At 31.5% G+C, this 19,093-nt stretch carries 21 protein-coding genes, 1 tRNA gene, 1 other RNA gene and 2 other annotated features; of the genes, 2 read left to right on the forward strand and 21 right to left on the reverse strand.

Annotated elements, in window-relative coordinates; all coding sequences use genetic code 11:
• Positions 1-30: 30 nt before the first annotated feature.
• The gene (locus P3X86_RS17370) at positions 31-192 is read left to right on the forward strand and encodes a hypothetical protein (RefSeq protein WP_483293993.1); all 162 of its coding nucleotides are present in this window, start codon (positions 31-33) and stop codon (positions 190-192) included.
• 42 nt (positions 193-234) lie between these two features.
• Here P3X86_RS17370 and P3X86_RS17375 read toward each other — a convergent pair whose 3' ends face one another.
• The 9 genes from P3X86_RS17375 to P3X86_RS17415 form a co-directional block, all read right to left on the reverse strand.
• Complete coding sequence (locus tag P3X86_RS17375) at positions 235-888, reverse strand: 50S ribosomal protein L25 (RefSeq protein ID WP_483293994.1); 654 nt, start codon at positions 886-888, stop codon at positions 235-237.
• 92 nt (positions 889-980) lie between these two features.
• Positions 981-1,247, reverse strand: coding sequence for a pro-sigmaK processing inhibitor BofA family protein (locus tag P3X86_RS17380; protein WP_483293995.1), 267 nt, complete (start codon positions 1,245-1,247; stop codon positions 981-983).
• 109 nt (positions 1,248-1,356) lie between these two features.
• A complete protein-coding gene (locus P3X86_RS17385; protein ID WP_483293996.1) occupies positions 1,357-1,638 on the reverse strand; it encodes a DUF2508 family protein in 282 nt (93 codons plus the stop codon).
• 155 nt (positions 1,639-1,793) lie between these two features.
• Entirely contained in the window at positions 1,794-2,678 is an 885-nt protein-coding gene (locus tag P3X86_RS17390) for an AraC family transcriptional regulator (RefSeq protein ID WP_483293997.1), read from the reverse strand.
• 159 nt (positions 2,679-2,837) lie between these two features.
• The gene (gene recR, locus P3X86_RS17395; protein WP_483293998.1) at positions 2,838-3,437 is read right to left on the reverse strand and encodes a recombination mediator RecR; all 600 of its coding nucleotides are present in this window, start codon (positions 3,435-3,437) and stop codon (positions 2,838-2,840) included.
• Between the two features lie 114 nt (positions 3,438-3,551).
• Entirely contained in the window at positions 3,552-3,887 is a 336-nt protein-coding gene (locus tag P3X86_RS17400; protein WP_483293999.1) for a YbaB/EbfC family nucleoid-associated protein, read from the reverse strand.
• 23 nt (positions 3,888-3,910) lie between these two features.
• The gene (dnaX, locus tag P3X86_RS17405; protein WP_483294000.1) at positions 3,911-5,560 is read right to left on the reverse strand and encodes a DNA polymerase III subunit gamma/tau; all 1,650 of its coding nucleotides are present in this window, start codon (positions 5,558-5,560) and stop codon (positions 3,911-3,913) included.
• A gap of 116 nt (positions 5,561-5,676) precedes the next feature.
• Positions 5,677-5,941, reverse strand: an RNA gene (ffs, locus tag P3X86_RS17410) — signal recognition particle sRNA large type.
• 11 nt (positions 5,942-5,952) lie between these two features.
• Positions 5,953-6,046: transfer RNA gene (locus tag P3X86_RS17415), tRNA-Ser, on the reverse strand.
• 186 nt (positions 6,047-6,232) lie between these two features.
• Here P3X86_RS17415 and P3X86_RS17420 point away from each other — a divergent pair.
• Entirely contained in the window at positions 6,233-6,904 is a 672-nt protein-coding gene (locus tag P3X86_RS17420; RefSeq protein ID WP_483294001.1) for an MgtC/SapB family protein, read from the forward strand.
• Positions 6,905-6,907: 3 nt separating this feature from the next.
• Here the strand turns inward: P3X86_RS17420 and P3X86_RS17425 are convergent, their stop codons facing one another.
• The 12 genes from P3X86_RS17425 to P3X86_RS17480 all read right to left on the reverse strand — a co-directional run bounded on the left by P3X86_RS17425 (position 6,908) and on the right by P3X86_RS17480 (position 18,752).
• Entirely contained in the window at positions 6,908-8,488 is a 1,581-nt protein-coding gene (locus tag P3X86_RS17425; protein WP_483294002.1) for an ABC1 kinase family protein, read from the reverse strand.
• Between the two features lie 34 nt (positions 8,489-8,522).
• Complete coding sequence (locus tag P3X86_RS17430) at positions 8,523-8,795, reverse strand: phasin family protein (protein ID WP_483294003.1); 273 nt, start codon at positions 8,793-8,795, stop codon at positions 8,523-8,525.
• 165 nt (positions 8,796-8,960) lie between these two features.
• Positions 8,961-9,398, reverse strand: a complete 438-nt coding sequence (locus tag P3X86_RS17435) for an ACT domain-containing protein (protein ID WP_483294004.1) — start codon at positions 9,396-9,398, stop codon at positions 8,961-8,963.
• Between the two features lie 169 nt (positions 9,399-9,567).
• Complete coding sequence (gene ilvB, locus P3X86_RS17440) at positions 9,568-11,226, reverse strand: biosynthetic-type acetolactate synthase large subunit (RefSeq protein ID WP_483294005.1); 1,659 nt, start codon at positions 11,224-11,226, stop codon at positions 9,568-9,570.
• A gap of 45 nt (positions 11,227-11,271) precedes the next feature.
• Positions 11,272-12,261 carry a ketol-acid reductoisomerase gene (gene ilvC, locus P3X86_RS17445; protein ID WP_483294006.1) on the reverse strand — a complete coding sequence of 330 codons (990 nt, stop codon included), beginning with the start codon at positions 12,259-12,261 and terminating at the stop codon, positions 11,272-11,274.
• Positions 12,262-12,498 carry an ACT domain-containing protein gene (locus P3X86_RS17450; protein ID WP_483294007.1) on the reverse strand — a complete coding sequence of 79 codons (237 nt, stop codon included), beginning with the start codon at positions 12,496-12,498 and terminating at the stop codon, positions 12,262-12,264. It abuts the gene before it with no gap.
• Positions 12,499-12,653: 155 nt separating this feature from the next.
• Positions 12,654-12,890, reverse strand: a binding site (T-box leader).
• A gap of 116 nt (positions 12,891-13,006) precedes the next feature.
• Entirely contained in the window at positions 13,007-14,659 is a 1,653-nt protein-coding gene (gene ilvB / locus P3X86_RS17455; protein ID WP_483294008.1) for a biosynthetic-type acetolactate synthase large subunit, read from the reverse strand.
• 15 nt (positions 14,660-14,674) lie between these two features.
• Positions 14,675-15,661, reverse strand: a complete 987-nt coding sequence (gene ilvC, locus P3X86_RS17460) for a ketol-acid reductoisomerase (protein ID WP_483294009.1) — start codon at positions 15,659-15,661, stop codon at positions 14,675-14,677.
• A gap of 1 nt (position 15,662) precedes the next feature.
• Complete coding sequence (locus tag P3X86_RS17465; protein WP_483294010.1) at positions 15,663-15,899, reverse strand: ACT domain-containing protein; 237 nt, start codon at positions 15,897-15,899, stop codon at positions 15,663-15,665.
• A 144-nt stretch (positions 15,900-16,043) separates the two neighbouring features.
• Positions 16,044-16,302: a binding site (T-box leader), on the reverse strand.
• A 292-nt stretch (positions 16,303-16,594) separates the two neighbouring features.
• Positions 16,595-17,113 (reverse strand): chromate transporter, encoded by a 519-nt coding sequence (locus P3X86_RS17470; protein ID WP_483294011.1) that lies wholly within the window; start codon positions 17,111-17,113, stop codon positions 16,595-16,597.
• 4 nt (positions 17,114-17,117) lie between these two features.
• Positions 17,118-17,732, reverse strand: a complete 615-nt coding sequence (locus P3X86_RS17475; protein WP_483294012.1) for a chromate transporter — start codon at positions 17,730-17,732, stop codon at positions 17,118-17,120.
• 33 nt (positions 17,733-17,765) lie between these two features.
• A complete protein-coding gene (locus P3X86_RS17480; protein ID WP_483294048.1) occupies positions 17,766-18,752 on the reverse strand; it encodes a 3'-5' exoribonuclease YhaM family protein in 987 nt (328 codons plus the stop codon).
• Positions 18,753-19,093: the final 341 nt, after the last annotated feature.

Genomic DNA, 19,093 nt, shown 5'->3' on the forward strand with positions numbered 1-19,093 from the left:
ATATTTAATAAATGCATAGGAGTTGATTTCATGGATTATGCTATTTTATCTATGATTGTTTTAATAGTTTTGGTTATTGAAGTAAGTATGTTTATTGATATAAGAAAACATTTCAAGAAATCTCTTATTATAAAAGAACCAAAGAAAAAATCTAAATCTAATCTTAGTAAGTTTAAAAATTTTGCAAAGTAAAAGGGCTGTCTATCTAACTAACAACCCTTTCTTTCTGCAACATTATATATCTTTATCATCTTTATTGTCATCTATATTATTCTCTATATCTACTTGTTTACTCTCTTCTATGCCATAATCGTACTCATCGTCTTCTATCTCTTCGTTATTTTTCGCTCTTGTTATTGATGCTATTATTTCTTCTGTATTAGTTAGTATTGTGATATCTTCCCCTAGCTCAACATCCCCTACCTTGTAGCTTTTATTCATTGCCATTTGTGATATATCGACTAATACATTATCTGGCACTTGATTTGGATAACACTCAACTTCTATTTTTTGAAGTTGTTGCTGTAATATATGATCACTATCTAGACTCTTTCTACCTGCTATTAGTATAGGTATACTTGTTGTTATTTTTTCACCTATATCAATTTTTTGCAAATCCAAATGAATAATTTCATTGGTTAATGAATCTCTTTGTACTTCTTTAATTATTGCAGGAAAACTAGTATTTTCTATTGCAACTTCTACTATAGCATTTTCTCCAAAATTTCTTATTACATCTTTTATATCTTTTTTACTAAATTTGAGTGTATGATTTATAAAATTATGCCCATATATTACGCTCGGTATGAATCCTATGTTTCTAATTCTATTGCAAGCATTGGAACCAATTTCATTTCTCATAATAGAATTAATACTCTTATTATTCACCTCGTAACCCTCCTTTTATTATTTATCATAATTATGTCCAAATATTGTGTTTCTATACTTATGACTTTTATAAAAAGAAGGCCTTTCTTACGCTATAATATATAATTTAATACTAACAGTAATATAACCCCCGGTATCCCCAAAAATCCTACTACTAAAGCTGTTATTGGATTAATCCCTATTGTGAAACCTATGAATTTACCTACAAAATTGAGCGCAAGTAACACTACCCCTCCAATAAGTCCGTTAATCAGTAATTTTATGATGTATTTTAAGGGTATTATCAATATCCATCCTACTAGATATAGCAATATTAACCCAAATGCATACGCTAATATTACATTTAGTTCAACTCCCATTCATCAATCACCTCGTGCTTGTATTTGTTTGTGTCCCATGTTTAACTAATTAAGGCTGTCCTATTACTATCTATATTTATAAATACATCAATTTATTACTTATATTTACTTAGGCATATTCTTGTGCTCTTATTCTTTTTAATAGATAAAAATATTTTATCTTTGCTGCTTCCATATTATATATTGCATAGTCTATCAACTCTGGCTCTGTTACGTTGTTGAAATATATCTGTGCTTTTTCCCATTCATCCTTTGCTTTTTGAAGATTCATTTTATCGGTCTCTTTCTTTTCATCTTCAAAAGCTTCTACTATTTTTTTAAAAAATGCGTTGTCTTTTAATTGTTTAACTTTACTTTTTTTGTTATCAATATTAGCTACTATATTATCCACTCTAACCCCTCCTATTATTTATACAATGATTATTTACTATTTCCTAATTAGTTATACGTGGGTTTTATGGATATTATTACTAAGAAATGATTTATTTTTGTAAGAAAAAAATAAAGAGCTGCCATAAGACAATTATCTCTTTGACAGCTCTTTGTTTATTTCTTTTCTATAGGTATCCATATTTCAAAGTACGCTTTTTCTGGTGTTCCTCCGTAGATTTCAAACTCAGGTCCATCTACTCTTTCGTATTCTGACATTGGAAGCCACTCACTATAAAATCTTTTGTTTATTCGTTTAATCTCTTGACTAGTTTTATCCCATGATGTTTCTTGTGATGCAAATACAACATATGTCTGCTGTGGTATTACAACTTTTGTATATCCTGTGGTGTCACTATCCTTTGTAACGATGCCACACAACATATAACAAAATGTATCTTTTCTTGACTTTCTATGATTCATAACTGCATGCACTTTGCACATGTCCTTTGGTAAAACCTCCGGTTGCTCTTTTACTCTCTTTTGAAGTTCTTCATATGACCCATTTCGCTGACACTCGTTCCAAAATTTTCCTACTTCCTCGACTACTTTATCTGCTGAAGTTGTAGTCTCAATACCAAATACCTCAAATGATTCCTTTTTTTCAATGCGATAATCCATTTCAATCTCTCCTTTTACTGATATATGAAAAGATATTTGTGGGAATGCCTTTAGTATTGCACAATTCTTACGCGCCATAGTTGGAGTTATACCATGTAAAGATACAAACGCTCTTGTAAATGATACTGGTGATTCGTAGCCATATTTTAGTGCTATGTCAATAATTTTTGTGCTACTATTTTTAATCTCCAAAGCAGCAAGTGTGAGTTTTCTCCTTCTTATATACTCTCCTAAAGAAATATCTGCTATAAAAGAAAATAATCTCTGAAAATTATATGATGAACAACATGCCTTCTGAGCAACTATATCCATATCAATTTTTTCTGTGATATTTTCTTCTATATAATCTATTGCACGTTTCATTTTGTTAATACAATCCATTGCCACATCTCCTTTCTAAGTAAATTATATCTAGATATCAATTTATAATCGCAACTTTCCTTGCACAATATCGTCTATATATCTATTACATAAAAAAGGACTGATATGCATATATAACAGTCCATCGATGTGCTTAGTACAAATTCTTATAATTCTAAATTATATCTCTCTTCTATTTTGAAGCGCTTTTGATAATGTCACTTCGTCTGCATACTCTAAATCTCCACCTACCGGTATTCCGTATGCTATCCTTGTCATCTTGATACCTGTTTGCTTTAATAGTCTACTGATATACATAGCTGTTGCTTCTCCCTCTATAGTTGGATTGGTAGCTAGTATAACTTCTTTTACCGTACTATCTTGTAATCTTATTAAAAGCTCTTTTATTTTAATCTCTTCTGGTCCTATACCATCCATTGGTGATATACTTCCATGTAATACATGATACATACCATTGAACTCTCTAGTTTTCTCCATAGCCACTACATCCTTCGGTCCTTCTACTACGCATATAATAGACTTATCTCTTTTTGCTCCTTGGCATATATTACACGGGTCTTTTTGTGTGAGGTTATTGCATATACTACAGTATTTTATATTTCTTTTTGCATTTACTATTGCATTTGCTAGACTCATAGCCTCTTTGTTACTCGCATTGAGTATATGGTAAGCTAGCCTTTGAGCTGTCTTCTTACCAATACCAGGAAGCTTAGATAGCTCTTCTATTAATATTGCTATAGGTTCAGCATAATAATCCATTTTTTCACCCTTTTTCTTTGTTCGTTTGGTAAACTAAACTGTTTATATTATAACATATCTAAACTAAAATATATTAATAAATAAAGAGAGCATTTTAAAATGCTCCCTTACTTACTAAAACATCCCTGGAATATTCATACCGCCTGTTACTTTGCCCATTTCTTTATTTACCATTTCATCTGCTGTTCTTATAGCTTCATTTACAGCTGCTAGTACTAAATCTTCTAGCATTTCTACGTCATCTGGATCAACTACATCTTGGTCAATTTTTATTTCTAATATTTCTTTTTTACCATTAGCCTTAACCTTAACAGCTCCACCGCCTGAGCTAGTTTCTACTTCTCTTTCTTCTAGCTCTGCTTGCATTTTAGCCATCTTTTTTTGCATTTGTTGAACTTGTTTCATCATATTACCCATATTTGGCATTCCTCTAAATCCACCTTTAGCCATTTTATCTCCTCCTAATTTATCTATTATTTTACTTCTACAATATCCTCTGTAAATAATTGTTTTGTCTTATCTATTAGGGATTCTTTTCTTTTATTTTCCTCAGTATCATAGCTTTGACCATCAAGTATATATTTAACTGAAACATCTGTGTTTAAGCTATCTGATAAAAATCCCTCTACATACTTTTTGTTATCGTCTGTTTCTAACGCATTTTTAAAGAATTCACTTTCTTTTTTAAACGAGATTATAACATTATTATTCTTTACATCTTCTACCTCTCCATGACTTATGAGTGTAAATACTTTTATCTTCTCTTTTTTCATCTTGTTAATTATATTCTTCCAGTTTTGTTTTATGTCCTTTAATATATCTACATTTTCGTGTGTCTGCTGTTTTATCTGCTCTTTACTCTCATTTTCTTTTGGTAATACCTTTTTAGCTTCTTTTTTTTCTTCATTTCTTTTTTTAGGTAGTGGTTTTTCTACGGCTTGCCTGTTATTATTGGTTGTTATTTTTATATTTCCACTGGCTATTGTTTGTTCTATTTTGTCTATTCTACTTACTATTCCTTCAAACGATTTATCATCTTCTGGATTGAGTATTTTTATCATCGTCACTTCTAGTATTATCCTAGGTTGTGTTGTCTTTTTAACTTTGTTTTCTGCTTCTGACAACAAGTTTATTATTCTTGTTATCGTTGCTATACTTATATTTTGACTTTGTTCTTTAATCTTGATTTGATTATCTGTTGATATATCTATTATATCTTCTGGTTTATCTACTGCTTTACAGATTATCAGATTTCTATAATGTGCTATTAAGTCTTTTATGAATTGACCTATATCTTTACCATCATTTATTATATCATTAATCTGCTTTAGCGTCATATATATATCTTGATCTATTATACTCTGACTTACGCCAAAGACTGCATCATTGTTTACTGCTCCCATGATTGACAACACATAATCATATGTAAGTGTTTTATCTGTCAATGAAATACACTGATCTAGTATGCTAAGTGCATCTCTCATTGCGCCATCACAATTTCTAGCTATTAATCTAAGTGCTTTTTCTTCAACAGAGATACCTATTTTATCACATATCTCTTCCATATTTTTCACTACATCATCGGTACTTATTCTCTTTAAATCATATCTTTGACACCTAGATAGAATAGTTGCTGGCAACTTGTGTGGCTCAGTTGTAGCCAATATGAATATCAAATACTGCGGTGGTTCTTCTAATGTTTTTAGTAATGCATTAAACGCACCTTTGCTTAGCATGTGTACCTCGTCTATTATATAGACTTTGTATTTTCCATTTGTAGGCGGATATTTTACCTTATCTTTTAAATCTCTTATATCATCTACACTGTTATTTGAAGCCGCATCCATTTCTAATACATCTAGGTTTGTACCACCTAGTAAACTAAGACATGTCTGGCATTCATTGCACGGATTACCATCCTTGCTATTAGGACAGTTAACTGCTCTAGCGAAGATTTTAGCCGTCGTTGTTTTACCTGTCCCTCTGGTTCCAGAGAACAAGTAAGCATGTGCTACGCTTTCATTTATTATTTGATTTTTTAATATTGTAACTATATGATCTTGACCATACATCCCCTCGAAATTTAGAGGTCTAAATTGTCTATATAAAGCTTTGTAACTCATAACATCACCCTATTCTAAATGATATGTATATTATCCCAAATTATCTAGAAAAAATCAAACAAATTAGTTTATATTAAAATAAATCCACAACACTCATAGTCATGGATTTATTTTAGCCGTACACCTAATTTCGACACATCACTCCAAGCGTTACTCAAACAGTTAACTCGGACCAGGCACCCCTACGGCACATGAAAGTGTCTACTTACCGCTGCTTCCTTCCGGACCTGACGGGGTTCATAGATTTTCATTGCGTAAGACCCGATCTTCAACGCCACTTATCTAAGGCAGACCTTACAATAAAGCGCCTCCACTAGGAATTCAACCCTGCTATAGCGGATTGCAGGTTACAGGGCACCGCTACCTCCCCATCTAGTACGGCAAACTTTAAATGGCGGAGAGAGAGGGATTTGAACCCTCGAGACGGTATTTGCCGCCTACCCGCTTTCCAGGCGAGCGCCTTCAGCCAGACTCAGCCATCTCTCCATATTTTTATTTAGTCTAACGAATATTAATTATACCTAAATTTAGCCGTTATGTCAACTTAAATCATGTGTAAATTTATGTCAAACGCTTTTTTTGCTAAATATTGTCTTTATCAATTTTGGATTATATGGCATAATATATTATAATCTATTTTTTAATCATTTTAAAAATAAATAGGAGGCTTTTATGTTAAGTACATCCTGTATTATATTTAGATTAGCCTTAGCTTTACTACTAGGTGGATTGATAGGCTTGCAACGAGAAGGGAAAAATAGACCTGCTGGTTTTAGAACTCATATCTTAGTTTGTATGGGATCTACTCTGGTCATGCTATGCGGTATATATTTATTCAATAATAATTATCACCTTAGTAATATAGATCCTACTCGTATGGGTGCTCAAGTTATCAGTGGCATCGGTTTTTTAGGTGCTGGTACCATTATTAAAGAAGGCTCTACTGTTAAGGGGTTAACTACTGCTGCGGGATTATGGACAGTTGCAGGCATAGGTCTAGCTGTTGGAAGTGGATTTTATATAGGCTCTGTGGTAACTACCTTTTTAATATTGGTTACTCTTGTTATATTTTCCAAGTTTGAGCCATTTATCAACCAATCCAAAATCTATTCTTATGTGAATATAACCACTATTAATACTCCTGGACAAATTGGTAAAATAGGTACTATACTAGGTGATTTGAAGATTTCTATTGATAATATAAGCATGGAAGAAACAAATAAGGACACATTGCTTATAGAGCTGACTATTAGTAACCCTTTGAATATACCAAATTACACTATTATAAAAAATCTAACTTTGATAGAAGGAATTGAATGTATTGATATAACTCCTTCTAAGTAATTTTCACATTTTACCTGATTTCATAATTGATATAACTAACCATACTCCCATCAATGCTGCAATTATATATCCTATCATCCCCAAAAACGATATGCCGTATATCTTAGAGCCTGTATTTGCATTTATAACTAATGAAGACCCTATTATCATAGATGCTATTACAAGACTTACTACTATTCTATTGATCATTTTACTAATATAGTTTATACTCTTCTCTAGCCTTAAGTGCTCTAACTTGATTTTTAACTTTCCTGCATTCACTGCATTTAGTACTTCTAGTGTCTTTGAAGGTATTTTTAGCGTTTTCTTGTAAGATGTATATGCATTGTTGAGTTGCTTAAAAAGCTCTTTTTTGATATCCTTTTTTAAAAGCATATTGGACTGCATATACGGTATTGCTATGTCCATAATACTCATGTCAGGAGCTAATGATTCAATTACACCTTCTATTGTCATCATACCTTTTGCATACACTATAATACTCACAGGCATATTGATGTTGTTTTGTTTTGCTGCTCTTGTCACATCGTTTATTATCTGTACTATATTTATATTAACTAGTGATTCTTCTATATATTGAACATATATTTCTTCTATATCTGAATATAGCTTTCGTACATTAATCTTGCCTTTTTTTATACCTATTTTCATTACTGAATGAGTTATTTTTTGGATATCTCTTGTTCCAACTGCAATCAAAAGATTGTCAAATTCTTTTCTCATATTTTTATCTATTTGTCCTACAAGTCCAAAATCTAAAAATACTATTTTTCTATCACAAATTATTATATTTCCTGGATGTGGATCTCCATGAAAAAATCCATCTTCTAACACTTGTTTTAAGTAATTATGCGCTAATTTACGCCCTATTTCTTCTAAATCATATCCCTGATTTTGTAGTTCTTTAATATTCGTTATTTTGATACCCTGAATATATTCCATTACAAGTATATTATAACTACTATACTCCATAAATACTTTTGGGCATTTTACTATTTTTGAGTTTTTATTATTCTCATAAAATGTCTCTAGATTTTTTGCTTCTTGTACCAAATTTAGCTCTTTTTTTATTACTTCTATGAAGAAATCTATAGCTTCTTTTGCATCAATTACCTGCATCTGTGGAGTTATCTTCGCAAACACAGCTAACTTCCTTAGTATTTTCATATCGCTAAGCATAGTCTCTCTAACATCTGGCCTAAGTATTTTAAGCACTACGTTTTTTCCATTTTTAAGTACTGCTCTATGTACTTGTGCTATAGATGCAGAGGCTAGTGGTTGTTTGTCTATTTTTAGAAAAATATCTTCTATTTCATCATTATAATTATCTGTTAATATACCTTGTACTATTTCATATGGAAGTTGTTTAACATTATCTTGAAGTTTTTCAAACTCTTTTATATATATTTGGGGAATAATATCTGGTCTAGTAGATAAGATTTGTCCAAGCTTTATATATGTAGGTCCTAGTTCTTCTAATGCTTTTCTCAAATTTTCTGGATTTATTCTATCTTTTTTTATTCCGTATTTAACAAATATAGATAGAATTTCTTTTATTCGTCTCTTTTCTTTAATACGACTCATTGGTTAATATCAGAAATAAGCTTTATATAAAAGCTTATTTCTTCTCCAATTCATTTATTTTCTTTTTTACTTCATCAATTTCAGTTTTTGTCATGCTCTGAATATTGGATAATACGCCATTTAATTTATCTTCTGCTACATCCATGCTTTTAAAAGTCTTCTTTTTAAGCTCATCGGTTAGATCCTTGCCTTGTTTTACTGTTATCTCACCTTTTTTGACCATTTCCTCTACTAACTCTGCAGCTTTCTCATATGTGTAAGCAACAGACCCAATCCCCGCTAATAATATGTTTTTTAGACTAATCATAAATCCTCCTTAGAAAAATATTTTAACCTGAAATATTCATAAAGCTTTTATTTATAGTATATTGATCTTATGAATACTTCTAGTTTTAATTAATTCAAATTTATTTATTCCTAAGATTGGAATTTTTTATGCATATATGTCTAATTTATTTTTCTATAATAAAAATTACTCCATGGCTATCAGCTTCAGTTTTAAAACACCATCCATTTTCTCTATCTTTTGCATTATATCATCTAGGCTTTCTATTGCACTAGTCCTATCAAAGGTTACACTGACATTAGCTGTACTATTTATAGGTATATCTTGGTTTATCGTTAGTATATTGCATTTTGAATTTGCCATTACATTAAGTATGTTAGATAGTAAACCAGGTCTATGTGTTAATAACAACGCGATGGTTACTTTCTTTCCAATACTTCCCTCTGAAACAGCAAATACATAATCTTTATACTTATAAAAAGTACTTCTACTTATTCCTGCTTTTCTTACGGCTTCTGTTACTTCTTTCTCACTGCCTGTTCTAAGCAGTTCTTTAGCAAGTATTACTTTATCAAAAACTCCAGGTAATATGCTTTTATCTATTACTAAGTATTTATTATACATAATATATCCTCTCCTGTAAGTAATTAGTACGTGTGTGAAGCACACTTGTTCATCCAACTTTATGTTAACATCTAAATTATTTTAATACAAGTCATCAAATATTAAGTTAATGAAATAAATACATAGAGATTATATATGGGTTTATGATGAAAGTAATCTTTTAAAAATGCTAGTATAATATTTGCTCATCTATGGCTTTATCTGGTGGAACTATTGGTAATACAAGCTCTTGTACGTCTATAATACATTCAATAAAGACAGAATTTTTAGTCTTTAATCTTACTTTGTTCAATACTTTTTCTAAGTCATCTAAATTGTCGACTTGATAACTCTCAAAGCTATATGATTTTGCAAGCATAATATAATCAACATCATTGGTCATTTCTGTTTGTGAATATCTACCATCAGCAAAGTGTTTTTGCAATTGTCTTACTAATCCTAAAGAACTGTTATTTAGCATTATTATAATTATTGGCAAATTATATTTGGTAGCTGTACTCATTTCATTGCAGTTCATTCTAAAACTTCCATCCCCAGTAACCAATATTACTTTTTTGTCTGGTTTACCTAGCTTTGCCCCTAGCGCCGCTCCTAAACCATATCCCATAGCTCCAAGTCCTCCGGATGTCAAGAATGTTGCTGGCTCTTTAAATTTCCAGTATTGAGCAACCCACATCTGATGTTGTCCAACATCTGTTGAAATTATTGTGTCCTTATTATAGTATTTCTGTAATCTATTTAATATATTCTTAGGAGTAAAGTTTATACAATTTTGATTGTGTACGCCATCCCACTTTCTAATTAGAGCGATCCACTCTTTTCTATCTTTATACATTGTTTTTTTAATTAATTGACATAGTATATTCTTCACGTTTCCTGCTAGTGATATGTCACATTTCATATTTTTGTTTATTTCGGTATCATCTATATCTATGTGTATTATTTTTGTGTTTAAATAATGGCAATTTGTCCCTATTGCTCTGTCACTAAATCTTACTCCGATTCCTATAAGTAAATCGCTATTTTTTACAGCTAGGTTAGCTTCTCTAAATCCATGCATCCCAACCATTCCTAGTGATAAATTATCATCTCTTGGGTAACATCCTAGACCCATCAATGTATTAGCAACAGGTATTCCCGTCTTTTTTGCTAACTTTTTTAATTCATTTGAACTACCTGATGCTATTACCCCTCCTCCAGCATATATTATTGGTCTTTCTGCATTATCTATCATATCAGCTATTTGCTGAATACGATTTTCTGGTATTTGCTGCTTATTTTTTATTTCTTTATAAGCCTTTATATCTTCATCAATGTCTATATGCTGAATCAGAATATCTTTTGGTATATCTATTAAAACAGGTCCTCTCCTGCCACTATTAGCAATGTCAAATGCCTCTGCCATTATTTGAGGTAGATTAGTTATGTCTTTAACTAAATAGTTATGTTTAGTTAACGTCATAGTAACTCCTGTTATGTCAACTTCTTGAAAAGAATCACTTCCCAATAACTTCGTTGTTACTTGACCTGAAATAACGACTAATGGAATAGAATCCATATACGCTGCTGCAATACCTGTTATTGCATTTGTCACCCCCGGCCCTGATGTAAGAAAACATACACCAACTTTACCAGTTGTTCTAGCATATCCATCTGCTGCATGAACACATCCTTGTTCATGAGCACATCTGACGTGTTTAATCTCGCTCTTCATTTTATATAATTCATTGTATAATGGTACTACTGCTCCACCTGGATAACCAAATACTGTATCTACGTTTTCTTTTCTTAGATAGTGCAACACGATTTCTGCTCCATTAAGTCTCATATATATTCACCTCTTTCGATAATCTTACTAATATAGTAACTTTAATTACCCGATCCAAGACATCATTTCTCTTAGTTTCTTCCCCACATTTACTATAGAATGTGATAATTCTTGTTGTTTTAATGCACTGTACTCAGGCCTATTTATGCTATTTTCTGTAATCCAATCTTTTGCAAATTTTCCTGTCTGTATTTCTTCTAAAACTTTTTTCATTTCTCTTCTTGTATCTTCTGTTATTATTCTGTTTCCTATCTTATAATCTCCATATTCAGCTGTATCACTGATGCTAGCTCGCATCTTTTCAAAGCCTCCTTCATAGAACAAATCTACTATAAGTTTCATTTCGTGCAAGCATTCAAAATATGCTATCTCTTCTTGATACCCAGCTTCTACTAGAGTATCAAAACCTGCCTTTATCAACTCTGTTACTCCTCCACATAGCACAGCTTGCTCTCCAAATAAATCTGTCTCTGTTTCTTCTTTAAAAGTTGTTTCTATAACGCCTGCTCTAGTTGCCCCTATTCCATTAGCATATGCTAACGCTAGTTCTTTTGCTCTTGATGTATAATCTTGGTATATCGCTATTAAAGCCGGTACTCCTTTACCTTCTGTATATACTCTTCTAACTAAATGTCCTGGTCCTTTTGGAGCTACCATAAATACATCTACGTTTTTGGGTGGTACTATTTGATTGAATTGTATATTGAATCCATGAGCAAATACTAATGCTACTCCTTCTTTTAAATATGGTTTTATACTCTCTTCATATACTCCTCTTTGCTTTGTATCTGGCAAAAGTATCATGATGACATCTGCTTGTTTAACTGCATCTGCTACTTCTACAACTTTCAGTCCTTCTGCCTGTGCTTTTGGCCATGACTTACTTCCTTTGTACAAACCTACTACTACTTGAACCCCACTCTCTTTCAGGTTCAATGCATGTGCATGTCCTTGACTTCCATACCCTATAATTGCCACCTTTTTATCTTTTAATATTTCTATATTAGCATCATCGTTATAATACATTTTTGTCATTTAATTAACCTCCTCGATATCGTATACATCATGAATTTTTTTCATTTGATTTATAATTCTTTTAACTCCAGTATCTTCATCTTCATATATAGTCAGTAGTAAATCCACACAATGGCTGTTTTCATATGATGTCATGTGAATATCTTTAATCCTATATTCTTTTTTTCTTAATATATTTGTCAACCTAACCATAGAATCTAAGCCATTGTTTAAAACAGCTTTTATAGATTTAGTCATTATTGCACCTCCTTTAGACATTGACTTAAGTTTTTACTTTTATAATTTATCTCTGCGCTTTATTAAAGAATAGAGATGTATCAATATAGGTTCAATTTAACTGCATATATAAAAAAATCTTTCATTCCTATATACATACTCGATTTATATATGTACATAGGGACGAAAGATTTCTTACGCGTTACCACCCTATTTGTAGTTAAAACTACCTCTCTATTGTTTGTAATAAACATAGCTATTTAACGCTAGCAACCGTCTTAATCTAATTAGTATAACCTTTCAATTAAGCAACTCAAGAGTGAGTATTATACTATCCTTAACACCTGATTCTCACCACCCATCAGCTCTCTGTAATTAAGATATAGTACTTTTTTCTCTGTCATAGTTTTAATATTCATGATTGTTTGGTTCTTTTAATTTTTAAATTATTCGTATTATATAACCCTATTAAAATTTTGTCAATAGAAATTTTGAATTTTCTGAATTTTTTTCACTAAGAATATATCACTTATCCAATTATTTGTTCGCTTATTGCTACTCCTGCTGGAACTATTGGTAATACCATCTCATCTTTGTCTATAGTACACTCTACTAATACAGCTTCATTATCATTTTGGCAATGTATCTCTATAGTAGTCTGTAAACCTTTTAGGTTGTCTACTTTGTAGCCATTGATTCCATACGCTTTTGCTAACTTAATATAATCCACTTCCCCTGTTATGTCTGTTTGTGAATATCTTTGACCGCTAAAAAGGGTCTGCCATTGCCTTACCATCCCTAAAGTGCTGTTATTAAAAAGTACTATTATTACTGGTAATTTGCATTTTGCAACTGTACTTAGTTCGTTGCAATTCATTCTAAAACTGCCATCACCTGTTATCAATACTACTCTCTTATCTTGTTTTCCTATCTTTGCACCTATAGCTGCTCCTAATCCAAATCCCATTGTTCCTAATCCCCCTGATGTTATAAACGTTCTGGGTTTTGTGAATTTCCAGTATTGAGCTGTCCACATCTGATGTTGACCAACATCTGTTACTACGATTGTATCTTGTTTATAACTATCTCCTAATGTTTTTAATATATTCTTTGGTGTAAAATCTTCATTTTTCACATCTTCTTGTTTATAACTTTGGACCTCTCTTAACCACTGATTTCTATCTTGAGGTTTTATATGTTTCATAACTTGATTTAATACTTCTTTGACATCTCCAATTATTGTCAATAAACTGTCTATATTTTTACTTGCTTCTGTGTTGTCTATATCTACATGTATAATCTTAGCTTGTGGTGCAAATTCATCTGCTTTTCCTATTACTCTATCACTAAATCTTGCTCCTAACGCTATGATTAAATCACTATTATTTACTGCTAAATTGGCTTCTTTAAACCCATGCATCCCAACTATACCTAAAGATAATTTATCATATCTATTAAAACATCCTAATCCCATAAGAGTATTTACTACAGGTATGTTTGAAGTCTTGGCTAAATTAGATAGTTCACTGTGTGCTCCTGATGATATTACGCCTCCTCCAGCATATATTATAGGTTTCTTTGAGTCATTAATCATTTGTGCCACTGCTTTAATTTCTTCACTATTTAAACTCATTAATTTACTATTTTCCAAAGGACAAAATCCTGTAAACTCAATCTGTTTTGTAAATATGTCTTTAGGAATATCTATCAATACAGGGCCAGGTCTACCCTCCTTAGCTATAGTAAATGCTTCTTCTAATATTTTAGGTAATTTCATCACGTCTTTAACAATATAATTGTGTTTAGTTATAGACATCGTTATGCCTGTTAAGTCTATTTCTTGAAATGAATCTCGCCCCAATAACTGCATTGGGACTTGTCCTGAAATGATAACTAACGGGACAGAATCCATATAGGCCGTAGCTATACCTGTGACAGCATTTGTAGCTCCTGGCCCAGATGTAACAATGCAAACTCCTACTTTTCCTGTCACTCTAGCGTATCCATCTGCACCATGCACACAACCTTGTTCATGTGCACACCTAATATGATTAAATTTATGTCTTACTTTGTATAATTCATCGTATAAAGGTATCACCGCTCCTCCCGGATATCCAAATATAGTATCTATTTTTTGTGTTTCTAAGAACTTTAATATAACCTCTGCCCCTGTTAACATCATTTTATTCACCTCTTTTTATATCCATGACATCATTTGTCTTAGCCTTTTCCCAACATTAACTATTGAATGTGACAACTCTTTTTGTTTTAACGCACTATATTCTGGTCTATTTATACTATTTTCTTCAATCCAATCTTTTGCGAATCTTCCTGTTTGTATTTCTTTCAAAACTATTTTCATTTCTTTTCTAGTTTCTTGTGTTATTATCCTGTTGCCTACTTTATAATCTCCATACTCTGCTGTATCGCTGATGCTAGCTCGCATCTTTTCAAAGCCTCCTTCATAGAACAAATCTACTATAAGTTTCATCTCATGAAGACATTCGAAGTACGCTATTTCTTCTTGATACCCTGCTTCTACAAGCGTGTCAAATCCCGCCTTTATCAGCTCTGTTACTCCTCCACAAAGCACAGCCTGTTCTCCAAATAAATCTGTCTCTGTCTCTTCTTTGAAGGTTGTCTCAATAACTCCTGCTCTCGTTGCACCTATCCCCTTTGCATATGCTAGCGCTAACTCTTTTGCACATGATGTATAGTCTTGTTGAACTGCTATTAATGCAGGTACTCCTTTACCTTCACTAAACACTCTTCTAACTAAATGTCCTGGTCCTTTTGGCGCTACCATAAACACATCTACATTTTTAGGTGGTACTATTTGATTGAATTGAATGTTAAAACCATGTGCAAATACAAGCGCATCTCCATCTTTTAGATGTGGTTTTATATTTTCAACATATACTCCTCTTTGCTTTGTATCAGGTAGTAATACCATCACTACATTGCTTTGTTTAACAGCTTCTGCTACCTCCATTACCTTTAAACCCTCTGCTTCTGCCTTGTCCCATGATTTACTTTCCTTGTATAGTCCTACTACAACTTCTAGCCCACTTTCTTTTAAATTTAATGCATGTGCATGTCCTTGGCTTCCATAACCTATAATCGCAACTTTCTTATCCTTTAATAATTCTAGTTTAGCATCTTTGTCATAATACATCTTTGTCATTTTAGTTTACCTCCTTGATATCACATACATCGTGTACTTTTTTCATCTGATTTATAGCTTGTTTTATCCCTAATCTTTCATTTTCGTATATTGTCAATACTAGTTCAGAATGGCAGTCTTCCGTTGAAGATGTCATCTTAATATCTTTTATCTTAAATTCTTTCCTTCTAAGTATGTTTGTTACTCTAACTAATGACTCTAATCCGTTGTCTAATCTAGCACTTATACATTTTGTCATTAATCCACCTCCTTCTATATTGGACTGCTTTATTTGTTTATCTCGCTGTTTTGCTAAAGAACAGAAGTGATAACTATGTCTAATATTATAATAATTTACAAATAAAAAAATCTTCCATCCCTATATACATACCAGATATATGTATATAGGGACGAAAGATTTGTTTCGCGTTACCACCCTATTTGTAACTAAAAAAGCTACCACTCTACTCAGGTCGATCTAGAAATCAACTAAATGAACCCTAGCTTTTTAACGTCAGCACACGGCTTTGCTTAATCGGATGTCCTTTCAACGAAAGCAACTCAAGAGTGATCATTATATATCATTTCTATCACTGGTTTTCACCTTATCACCAGCTCTCTGCAGATATCATTGATATTTTTCTCTCTGTCAAAGTTTTTGAATATTTAATCTTTTTAATTTATTAATGGTTATTATACAGAGATTATTTTGTTTTGTCAATAGGTTTTGAAAAAACAATTCTATTAGTTATCTTTAGTAGTACTATTTGGGCTAACTTGTAGGAAAGATTTCTACTCCCCTACAACCAATACCCTTTTCTCAATTCTTTTATATCTCTGTTAATAATTTGAAATTTTTTTATTCTTGGAGCTATTTTGATTACTATCAATAAAATAATTTAGCTAATAAACGGTCAATTTTTTCATCAATTCATCCATTTACTTCACCCCTGTTTATCTATATACAATCATCCCTACTATAGCTCCCATTGTTATATAAACTATAGGATGTTTTTTATATTTGTAAACTGCTATAAAAAATATAACAGTAAGTATTGCTGATTTTATATCAATTAAAACCAATTTTCCTATGTTACATATAGCAGCTAATATTATACCTATTACTACTATCCTTATACCACTTAACCCATATACAACATACTTATTGTTACTATATGCATTTATAAAATGTGATATTATTACTGCTATTATTGTACCCGGTAATACCACGGCTACAGTTGCAAGTATACCTCCAAGTATCCCAATCTTTGAATATCCTACAAATGTTGCTGTGTTTATGCCTATAGCACCAGGAGTAGATTGTGCTATAGCTATCATGTTGGTAAACTGCTCTGTTGTAAGCCATCCGTACTTTGCCGCTAAATCTTGTATTAATGATAAAACTACTAATCCACCACCTATTGTAAATAATCCAATCTTAAAAAAATTCATTATTATAAGCAAAAACTCCATATTATTATTCTTCCTTTCTATTAAAATACACTATCCCTGCTATAGCTGAAGCAATAATAATATAGATAGTTGATATGTGAAAAAACATCACCAGTGTAAATGCTAAGAGCGAAAGTATTGTTCCAAATGCATTCTTTATATATTTCTCTGACTTTTTAAACAGTCTAATAAATATATTTATCAATATTCCAAGAACTGCTATTTTTATGCCTTTTAATGCACTGCTAACCAATACATTATTTTGAAATTTTATAAGTATATTTGAAACTAGCATTATAATAATTACTGACGGTGTAATAAATCCAAGTATTGATGCTATTGCACCCTTTAAACCATTTATGTTATTTCCTATTATTGCTGATGTATTAGCTCCTATTACACCTGGCGCTGATTGCGCTAATGCATATGCCTGTAACATTTCTTCCTCTGTTATGCATTTCTTATTTTCTATCAATTCTTTTTCTGTCATTGGCAACATTGCATATCCTCCACCAAAGGTAAACATACTTATTTTAAAAAAACTAAAATAACATTGCCAAAAACTCATTTTTTTATCCATGCCTTCACCAACCATTCTTCTGTAACCTACTGTTTTTATCCACAATAAATAGTAAACCATGCGTTTTTTATCCACAGATTCTAGTGAACATGTTTATATTTTTTGGACTTCCTCAATATTAATATTAGCTTTGTACACTTTTCTATTTTCTAATGACCATACTCTTTCGGAGAATTCGCTTTCTCTTGTATTGCCTAAAGCTTTATTCATGTCATACATTCTTGCATCTATTATATCAAGCATATGTAATATCTCACCCTCAGGAATTTGAGGTTTTTTAGGGCTTCCAAACTCTGGTTCATAATGATGAGATAATACCATATGTTGAAGTAACATGGATATTTCGTTATCTATATCTTCCTCTCTTGCAACTCTATCTATGTTCTTTATCCCCATTATTATATGACCTAACAATTGACCTTCTGTTGTATACTCTGAAGCTACACCAAAATCATTAGCATCTATTTCTTGGATTTTAGCCATGTCATGTAAAATGATCCCAGCATACAGTAGATCTTTGTTTAGAAAATCATATATCTTACACACTTGTTCTCCTAAAAGTAACATAGTTTTTGTATGATATAATAATCCTCCTGCTACAGAATGATGATTTTTTGTAGCCGCTGGATAGATTAATAATTTTTGACGATTATCTTGTACTATTCTATTAGTTAATCTTTTAATATCTTCATTGCTCATATTGTTTATATATGTTTCTATACACATAAGCATCTCTTTAGGTTCTTCAGGAGCTACCAACACATAGTCACTAATTTTAATACCATCTTCCTCTTTTAGTAATCTAATTCTATTTATCTTAAGCTGTAATTTCCCTTGATAAACTGATATGATACCTCTAACTTTTATTATTGTGTTGTTTACATATTGTTTTTCATCATTATCTGTTACTTCCCATAGCTTTGCGTTTATTTCTCCAGTCTTATCCATAAGTGTAAAGTCAATGTATTTTTTATTTTTGCTTGATATTTTAACTAGTGATTGTTTTACAAGAAAAAAACTTTCTATCTCATCACCATTATTAAACTCTATAATTGTCTTTGTCAACTCTAATTCCCCCATTTTTAATCTATACACAATTGTGTACTTTGTCTTTATTATTGCACCTATTATAAATATTAACATAATATGATTATATTTTTAAGTCTTATGTTAATTATTTAGTTTCGCTTTAGTGTTCGCTTTAGTACACTAACTTTTTATTGACTTAATTAACCTTCCTAGTTATAATAAAGTAATATCTATTTTTAGACTGATGTATAATATATATCCAATTTATATCTGCCCCCTTGTATACTGTATCCACTCTGGAAACTCTGATAATTTCATAGTTATGTGTACATCATTAATTTTTACAGATAGTTCCTTGTTTTAATTTTAACTTTTCTATATATACTATATTT

It is taken from the genome of Abyssisolibacter sp. ZYX002 (assembly GCF_056892235.1).